Source organism: Arthrobacter sp. 35/47, assembly GCF_000520475.1.
Lineage (GTDB): Bacteria > Actinomycetota > Actinomycetes > Actinomycetales > Micrococcaceae > Arthrobacter_D > Arthrobacter_D subterraneus.
Window position 1 is genome coordinate 1 of sequence record NZ_AZHY01000349.1, and the last position, 7572, is coordinate 7572.

4 protein-coding genes and 1 pseudogene are annotated in these 7572 nt (G+C 66.7%); 4 read left to right on the plus strand and 1 reads right to left on the minus strand.

Annotation, left to right across the window (positions count from 1 at the left end; genetic code table 11):
* The 3 genes from X803_RS0100160 to dxs all read left to right on the plus strand — a co-directional run.
* Positions 1–735 (plus strand): class I SAM-dependent RNA methyltransferase (locus tag X803_RS0100160; RefSeq protein WP_026543541.1); only part of this gene is annotated, 735 nt, incomplete at its 5' end.
* A gap of 173 nt (positions 736–908) precedes the next feature.
* Entirely contained in the window at positions 909–3701 is a 2793-nt protein-coding gene (acnA, locus tag X803_RS0100165) for an aconitate hydratase AcnA (protein ID WP_026543542.1), read from the plus strand.
* A 171-nt stretch (positions 3702–3872) separates the two neighbouring features.
* Entirely contained in the window at positions 3873–5846 is a 1974-nt protein-coding gene (gene dxs / locus X803_RS0100170; protein ID WP_026543543.1) for a 1-deoxy-D-xylulose-5-phosphate synthase, read from the plus strand.
* A 28-nt stretch (positions 5847–5874) separates the two neighbouring features.
* On the opposite strand, the gene X803_RS0100175 is transcribed toward dxs, so the two are convergent.
* The gene (locus X803_RS0100175) at positions 5875–6429 is read right to left on the minus strand and encodes a vitamin K epoxide reductase family protein (RefSeq protein WP_253907357.1); all 555 of its coding nucleotides are present in this window, start codon (positions 6427–6429) and stop codon (positions 5875–5877) included.
* 521 nt (positions 6430–6950) lie between these two features.
* Here X803_RS0100175 and X803_RS0100180 point away from each other — a divergent pair.
* A pseudogene (locus tag X803_RS0100180) lies at positions 6951–7572 on the plus strand (hypothetical protein); the annotation flags it as partial.

Here is a 7572-nt window from a genome sequence, read left to right on the forward strand (position 1 = left end):
GACGGCGTCGAGGTGGCAGCCGGATCCGGCGATGAAGAGCCGCTGGTGCTGCTGAGAAGCACCCAGGACCCGCCCGGCCGTGCCCTCCGTGCCCTTGCTGAGGGAATCCCGGGCGCTTCCGTGGCCGTCCTCAACCCCGACACCGGGTCGGTCCTTCGGCTGCGCGGGCGCACCTGGGTGCGGGAGGTTGTCGGCGGCCACACCTTCCGGGTCACCGGCGAGGGGTTCTGGCAGATTCACCGCAGCGCGCCCCGGGTGCTGACCGAGGCCGTGCTGGAGGGCCTCCAGCCGGCGTCCGGAGCGCGGGTCGCAGACCTGTACGCGGGAGCCGGACTTTTCACTGCCGCCCTCGCCGAACGAGTGGGGCAGACCGGCTCGGTGCTCTCGGTCGAGGGTTCACCGGCGGCAAGCCGCGACGCACGGCGGAACCTGCATGGCCGGGACCACGTGGACATTGTGCAGGGGAAGGTGGAAAAGGTGCTGCGCGAGCGCCGGCCGCACCTGGACGCCGTCGTGCTCGATCCGCCGCGGGCGGGAGCCGGCAGGGAGACGGTGCGGGCCATCGCGGGCACCGGGGCAAAGGCCGTGGTGTATGTGTCCTGCGATCCGGCGTCCTTCGCCCGGGACGTCGCGTACTTCGCGGCGGCGGGCTGGGGCCTGGACTCCCTCCGGGTCTTCGATCTTTATCCCCATACCCACCATATGGAATCTGTGGCGGTCCTGCGCCCACTGTGACGCCCCCTGTCCTGCGCATGCGGATAGGATGAAAAACGGTTGTTCCGTGTGGACTTCGCAGCCGGCACCCGCCTGCGAAAACGATTCCTGCCGCAGTCCGGGTCTTAGGTGTTCCTAACTGGCAGCTCGCGCCCGCCGGAACAAGGATAGAAGACGGCGAGAGGAGTCCTGACATGAGTAATGTGGACAGCTTCGGTTCCAAAGGCGTACTAGATGTCGCCGGTGCCGAATACGAGATTTTCCGGTTGAATGCAGTTGAAGGCGCCGATGGCCTTCCGTACAGCCTCAAGGTTTTGCTCGAGAACCTGCTGCGCACCGAGGACGGCGCAAACATCACCGCGGATCACATTCGCGCACTCGCATCCTGGGACGCCGACGCCCAGCCGAGTATCGAGATCCAGTTCACCCCGGCCCGTGTGCTCATGCAGGACTTCACCGGTGTGCCGTGTGTGGTGGACCTTGCCACCATGCGTGAAGCCGTCAAGGAACTCGGTGGAGACCCGGCGCGCGTCAACCCGCTGGCACCCGCCGAGATGGTGATCGACCACTCCGTGCAGATCGATGTCTTCGGCAACTCCGAGGCCATCGAGCGCAACATGGAGATTGAGTACGAGCGCAATGGCGAGCGTTACCAGTTTCTCCGCTGGGGCCAGACGGCGTTCGACGACTTCAAGGTTGTCCCGCCGGGTACCGGCATTGTCCACCAGGTCAACATCGAATACCTGGCGCGCACCGTCATGACCCGCGAAGTTGACGGCACCCTCCGGGCCTACCCTGACACCTGCGTCGGCACCGACTCGCACACCACCATGGTCAACGGCCTGGGCGTGCTGGGCTGGGGAGTCGGCGGCATCGAAGCCGAGGCCGCGATGCTCGGCCAGCCCGTATCCATGCTCATCCCGCGCGTTGTCGGGTTCAAGCTCACCGGATCCATCCCGGCCGGCGCCACCGCCACCGACGTGGTCCTGACCATCACCGAGATGCTGCGCAAGCACGGCGTCGTGGGCAAGTTCGTCGAATTCTACGGCGAGGGAGTGGCCGAGGTGCCGCTGGCCAACCGCGCCACCATCGGCAACATGAGCCCCGAATTCGGTTCCACCGCCGCAATGTTCCCCATCGATGACGTCACCCTGGAATACCTGCGCCTCACCGGGCGCTCCGAGGAGAGCGTGGCATTGGTGGAGTCCTACGCCAAGGAACAGGGCCTCTGGCATGATCCGTCGCGTGAAATCCGCTTCTCCGAATACATCGAGCTGGACCTGTCCACCGTTGTTCCGTCCATCGCCGGCCCCAAGCGGCCGCAGGACCGGATCGCGCTGACCGAGGCCAAGGAACAGTTCCGCAAGGACATCCACAACTACACCGGGAACGCGGACGAGGCGGCGCTGGATGAGGCACTCGAGGAATCCTTCCCGGCTTCCGACGTGCCCGCCATGACCTCCACGCTGAAGCACTCCGCCGCAGCCACGGCAGACGGCAGGCCGTCCCGGCCGGTGAAGGTCGCCATGGGCGACGGGCGTGAGTTTGTTCTCGACCATGGTGCCGTCACCATCGCATCGATCACCTCGTGCACCAACACGTCCAACCCCTCGGTGATGCTCGCTGCAGCGATCCTCGCGAGGAACGCCGTCGAGAAGGGCCTTGCCTCGAAGCCCTGGGTAAAGACCTCCGTGGCACCGGGGTCGAAGGTGGTCACGGACTACTACGACAAGTCCGGCCTCACCCCGTACCTGGAGAAGCTGGGCTTCTACATTGTCGGGTACGGCTGCGCCACCTGCATCGGCAACTCGGGTCCGCTCGAGGAAGAGATCTCCAACGCGGTGCAGAACAATGACCTGGCAGTCGCCGCGGTGCTCTCGGGCAACCGCAACTTCGAGGGCCGGATCAACCCGGACGTGAAGATGAACTACCTCGCCTCACCGCCGCTGGTGATCGCCTACGCACTCGCCGGAACCGTGGACTTCGACTTCGAGAATGATCCGCTCGGCGAGGACGAGTCGGGGAAGAGCATCTTCCTCCGCGACATCTGGCCAAGCCCCTCCGAGGTGCAGCAGGTCATCGATTCCTCCATCGACGAGGCCATGTTCTCCAAGGGATATGAAGGCGTGTTCGACGGCGATGACCGCTGGAAGGCGCTCGACACCCCCGAGGGCAACACCTTTGCCTGGGACGAAGATTCCACCTACGTCCGCAAGCCCCCATACTTCGAGGGCATGCAGGCAACCCCTGAACCGGTTGCGGACATTGAGGGCGCCCGCGTCCTGGCCAGGCTCGGCGACTCGGTCACCACCGACCACATCAGCCCCGCAGGGTCGTTCAAGTCCGACAGCCCGGCAGGCCGTTACCTCCTTGAGCACGGTGTGGCCCGCAAGGACTTCAACTCCTACGGGTCCCGACGCGGCAACCACGAGGTGATGATCCGCGGAACCTTCGCGAACATCCGCCTGCGGAACATGCTCCTGGACGGCGTGGAAGGTGGGTTCACCCGCGACTTCACCCAGACCGGTGGCCCGCAGACCTACATCTACGACGCCGCGATGAACTACCATGCCGCCGGCACGCCGCTGGTGATCCTGGCAGGCAAGGAGTACGGTTCCGGATCATCGCGTGACTGGGCAGCCAAGGGCACCGCATTGCTCGGCGTGAAGGCCGTCATCGCCGAAAGCTACGAGCGCATCCACCGGTCCAACCTGATCGGCATGGGTGTCCTGCCGCTGCAGTTCCCGGCCGGCGAGAACGCCGCAACGCTCCACCTCACCGGCACGGAGACGTTCGCGATCGAGGGTGTCACGGAACTGAACAACGGCAACACCCCGGCAACCGTCAGGGTGACCGCTACCCCTGAAGAGGGAGGCGACCCGGTCACGTTCGACGCCGTCCTGCGCATCGACACGCCGGGCGAAGCGGACTACTACCGCAACGGCGGCATCCTGCAGTACGTCCTGCGCCAGCTGTCCGCGTCCTAACCGACGGGCCGCAGCAGAACACGCCGCATCCGCTCTGGCGGAGGCGGCGTGTTCTGCGTTAACGCGCGGCGTACGCCCGGCCCGGCACCCGTCGCCGGGACGCGGCGTTAGAGTTAACAGCGAGTGAGAGCGCACCGACGCCGCAGATCACCAGTTTTAGAAGGAGGCGCGATGGGACTTCTGGAGACCATCCACAGCCCACAGGACCTGACCAGGTTGTCAGGACAGCAGCTTTCCCGCCTGGCCGCGGAAATCCGAGCCTTCCTCATCCGCACGGTCTCACGCACGGGCGGGCACCTCGGACCCAACCTCGGTGTAGTTGAACTGACCATCGGCATCCACCGGGTATTCGACTCGCCGCGCGACAGCATCGTCTTTGATACCGGACACCAGTCCTATGTGCACAAGCTGCTCACCGGCCGGCAGGATTTCGATTCCCTCCGCCAGCAGGGCGGGCTCTCCGGTTATCCCTCGCGCGCCGAATCAGTGCACGACGTCGTTGAGAGCTCGCATGCCTCCGCCTCGCTCTCGTGGGCGGACGGCATTTCCCGCGCACGGGTACTGAATGGGGAAGAAGACCGCTCCGCCGTCGTCCTCATCGGGGACGGCGCGCTCACCGGCGGCATGGCGTGGGAAGCGATCAACAACATCGCCGCGGACAAGCGGCGCCGCGTGGTGATCGTGGTAAATGACAATGGGCGTTCCTACGCACCCACCATCGGCGGGGTTGCTGATTACCTGGCGTCGCTGCGACCCACCCTCGATTCCGTCCGCACCCACCGGGTCTATGAGGGCACCCTCGACTGGTGGAAGCGGAAGCTCCAGGGCGGCGGCGTGGTCGGCCGGTTCGCCTACCGGAGCCTGCACGCCACCAAGAAGGGTGTGAAGGACTGGTGGGCGCCCCAGGGCCTCTTCGAGGACCTGGGCATGAAGTACATCGGACCCATCAACGGCCATGACCTCCCCGCAGTGGAGCACGCCCTGACCCAGGCGAAAAACTATGGCGGCCCGGTTATTGTCCACGCCATCACCGAGAAGGGCCACGGCTACGCCCCCGCCCGCGCCGATGAGGCCGACCAGTTCCACGCCGTGGGAATCATTGACCCGGAGACGGGCGAGCCCATCGGAGCCGGGGGAGTGCAGTCCTGGACATCGGTCTTCGCCGAGGAAATCGCCGCCATAGCCGACGAGCGCAAGGACATTGTCGGCATCACCGGCGCCATGCTCATCCCCGTTGGCCTTCACAAGTTTGCGGCGAAGCATCCAGACCGGGTGTTCGACGTCGGCATCGCCGAGCAGCACGCGCTCACCAGTGCAGCCGGTATGGCCTTCGGCGGCCTGCACCCGGTGATCGCCCTGTACGCCACCTTCCTGAACCGTGCATTCGACCAGCTCCTCATGGACGTTGCGCTGCACAAGGCCGGGGTGACCATCGTGCTGGACCGGTCAGGGGTGACCGGACCGGACGGGGCCAGCCATCACGGCATGTGGGATCTGTCGATGCTGCAGATCGTTCCCGGACTGCACCTCGCCGCCCCGCGCGACGCCACCCGGCTGCGGGAGGAATTGCGGGAAGCCGTCGCAATCAGTGACGCGCCCTCCGTGGTGCGTTATTCGAAGGGCAACGTCGGTGTCGAGGTCGAGTCGGTAGAGCGGCTTGCCGACGGGGTGGACGTCCTGAGCCGCAGGCCGGCCGGCTCCCGCCAGAACGACGTCCTGATTGTCAGCGTGGGCGCGATGAGCGAACTCGCCCTCGACGTCTCCAACAGGTTGGGTGCGCAGGGAATCAGCTCCACGGTCATTGACCCGCGGTGGGTTCTGCCCGTGGCCGGTTCGGTCATCCGGCTGGCGGCGGAACACCGGATCGTCGTCGTCATCGAGGACGGAGTACGCGCGGGCGGGGTGGGATCACGGATTCGCCAGGAGATGCGCTCGGCCGGTGTCGATACAGCACTCAACGAGGTGGGCCTGCCGGTGGAGTTCCTCGATCACGGTTCCCGCAGCGAGGTGCTGGAACGCGTGGGGCTGTCTGCCCGCAAGGTGGCACAGGACATTGTGGAACAGGTGCTCGGCACCAAGGTTCCTGTCGCCCGTCCGCTGCCGGGTGAGGTTCCCTCAGCCACCGGGCAGTTGCCGAAGCTCTAGCACCGGCGCCCTGTTAGCCGGTGGCCCGCTAGCCGAGGAACGCACGGGAGAAGCTGAAGAACACTGACGCAGCGGTGGCAGCCAGCAGCAGCACGGTCAGCGGCCAGGCCCACCCGGCGAGAAAGCGGCGCAGGGCGGCCGGGGACGGAACGTCGCCGTGGATGGCGTTCCGCGCGGTCAGCAGGACGGTCAGCACGATCATCGCTGCCCATACCGCCATGCAGTACAGGCAGAGAATGTGAATGGCGAACAGGGCCTGGCTCCAGAGCCAGATAACGAACACGAACCCGAGGCCCACCCCGGCCTGCAGCCCCCGCCAGTACCAGCGGGCGGGACGGGCGCCGGAGAGCAGGACCATCGCCGTCGTGAGAATGACCGCGAAGGCAACAATGCCGATGAGCGGATTCGGGAATCCGAACAGTGCGGCCTGCCAGGTCCGGAACACCTTACCGCAGGAGACAAACGGGCTGATATCGCAGGACGTCACGTAACCGGGGTCCTGGTACAGCGCCAGCCGTTCCAGGACCAGCTGTCCTGAGGCCAGGAAGCCGACGGCGCCGCACACGGCGAACACCCATGCCATTCCCCGGTCGGTGGCGAACGCAGGCCCGCCGGCCTCCCGCGCATCCGCGGTCCCCGCTCCGCCGTGCCCGGCATTGGCTGGCATGCCCACTCCCAACTGTTCCCGTCCGTCCAGGTCTTCCCGCCGCCCCTCCGGCAGCGGCCCGCCACGAGCGAGTCTAACCTCCGGTACTGCAGGCAGCGACGGGCGTGTGAGACAATGAACGTGGCTGGCGCAGGAACCACATTCCGGTGCCGGTCCAGTGACAGGCTTCCGGTTCTGCCGGCGACGCTCCTGCGGATTTTGGTATTTCCATGGTGAACCCCGCAGAATCCGCCGGGCAGAACCCGCGCTGGTTTCAGCGATCGGGCAGGAAAAGCGCCACTGGTCTTCGAGTGATGCCGCGCCCCATGGTTGGCGCGACCTCGAACGACACAATAACGACTTCCGGGTGGCGCGTGCACTCACGCCGCGGACACCCGACCAAGCGCCTCGGGGCGCCGGAATGTGGACGGTGTTCCGGGGGTGGAGCACAGCCGAATATGGATACAAACGCATCAGATTCCTCAGAGGTCCTGACGGATGCCGCTGAGCGAGAAGCACCTGCACGCAAGGCACCGCGCACGCGCCGCAAGAAGAGCGACGACGCACCAGCGGTGACGGGGGAGTCCCCCGAAGCCGGGGAGGCAGAGGCCGAGGCCGCGCCGCCGGCCCGCCGCCGGGCCACCCGCCGGTCAACCCAGGGTGAACTCACGTTGCCCGAGTCGCCCGCCCAGCCGCCGTCGATCGGCGCGGAACCGGCACCCGCGTCCGCTGATGGGACGGTCACGGAAACCGGCACCTCTGACGGGCCAAACGCTGACGGACCAAACGCTGACGGTGCAATTCCTGACGCCGCACCGTTGTCCGGTGACGCACCGGCGCGCAAACTGGCCCGCACCCGGCGTACCCGCGCAACCGCACCGGCAGGCCGGCCCGATTCCGCTGCAGGGGAAGCTGCGGAGGCACCCGCCGCCGGCGATGCCGCCCCCGAGCAGCCCGCCCGTCGCCGCCGCGCGAGCGCAAAAGCGGCAGCCACCGATGAATCGGCGGCCCTGCCCGATACAGCAGGGTCGGCCGCCGCAGAGCCTGCAGGCGACGGACAGGCAGCAGCCGAGCCGCCGG